Below are 1,159 nucleotides of genomic sequence, written 5' to 3' on the forward strand. Positions count from 1 at the left end.
ATACCACCCCAACCACTCTAATTTTTTTCTTGACTTTTTGTTGTAGATGTGTTATGCCGCTGGCAACACCCCCCATGGCGACAACCGGACATTCGATAGGCGTAAACTATGAAACCCTGACTAAACCCCGGTCAGATACAATTAGACCCTGCCCCCGCTATCTGCCATAATCGGGGGGCATAACCTTTTAATTTTCTACTGGCTAAATATGGCAAAGCGAAAAGCCCCAATAATAACAGACAAGAACCCGGCACACTGGGTGAGGTTAAAAGGCGACACAACTCGAAATTACGTTAATACAAAAACAGGTGAGATAATATCCCGGCGACAATATGACGAAAAAATAGGTCGATTATCTAAAGAGGGATTAACAAACGAAACGCAAGCAAAAAAGAACAAAGCGGAAAACCCTATTGCATTTTCAGCAAAGCCCCGGAGGGGAAAGAAAAAAGGAGCTGAATTAAAACAATATGAAAAAGAAATAAAGAAAAATAAAGTTGAATTAAAACACAAGGACGGATACTTAACTAAATTTGTAGTGTCGCCTATTAACTCTGTCACGGTTGCTGAAGCATTCCAAGCGATAGCACAAATACCCAAGGCAAGAAGTTACAGGCGAATCATTACAATGAGGCCAAAAGACGGAGGGGCTGAGATAACCACTGCAACGCCTTATAATAATATTCCTAAAAATGTTGACGCTGTATTGGCAGAGTTAGAAGATTTAGACGAGATAATGTCTAGTTACAAATTTGGCGAAACCTACAATATTGAATCAATAACCTACATTGTTCGGATTAGAAAATGAAACAAACAAAATATGACCCAATTAAAAAATCAAATCGATGTAAGCCCGAGTTAATAGCTGCATTTGATTTTGAAACCGACAATTTAGGCGGTACTCTTTTAATGGGTCAATACGCCGCTTTAGATTTAGATGGAGAAGTTCAAGATTACGGTTATTTTGTTGGTACGCCGGACGAAATACTTTCAGAAATTTGGCGCGTTATGAATTATTATGATTCTCACCACTGGGTAGCACATAACGCGAATTATGATTGGCGTTATTTGTTGCCGTGGCTGGATGAAAACGGAAAAAATCTTTTTATATCATTGGCAACTGATACAAAGATTATGAGTGTTGAATGTGAAGCGGTAA

At 39.1% G+C, this 1,159-nt stretch carries 2 protein-coding genes; both read left to right on the forward strand.

Features of this window, described 5'->3' with window-relative positions; all coding sequences use genetic code 11:
• The first annotated feature begins 208 nt into the window (after positions 1-208).
• Complete coding sequence (locus tag EO766_RS18185) at positions 209-808, forward strand: hypothetical protein (protein ID WP_287101800.1); 600 nt, start codon at positions 209-211, stop codon at positions 806-808.
• On the forward strand, positions 805-1,159 hold a 355-nt coding region (locus tag EO766_RS18190), incomplete at its 3' end, for a hypothetical protein (RefSeq protein ID WP_287101801.1). The genes EO766_RS18185 and EO766_RS18190, both read left to right, overlap by 4 nt.

The sequence above is a fragment of the Hydrotalea sp. AMD genome (assembly GCF_004100315.1).
Classification (GTDB): domain Bacteria; phylum Bacteroidota; class Bacteroidia; order Chitinophagales; family Chitinophagaceae; genus Hydrotalea; species Hydrotalea flava.

Bases quoted from the DNA above. Each gene is read 5' to 3' on its own strand.
- EO766_RS18185 (WP_287101800.1), top strand. From the start codon at position 209: ATGGCAAAGCGAAAAGCCCCAATAATAACAGACAAGAACCCGGCACAC.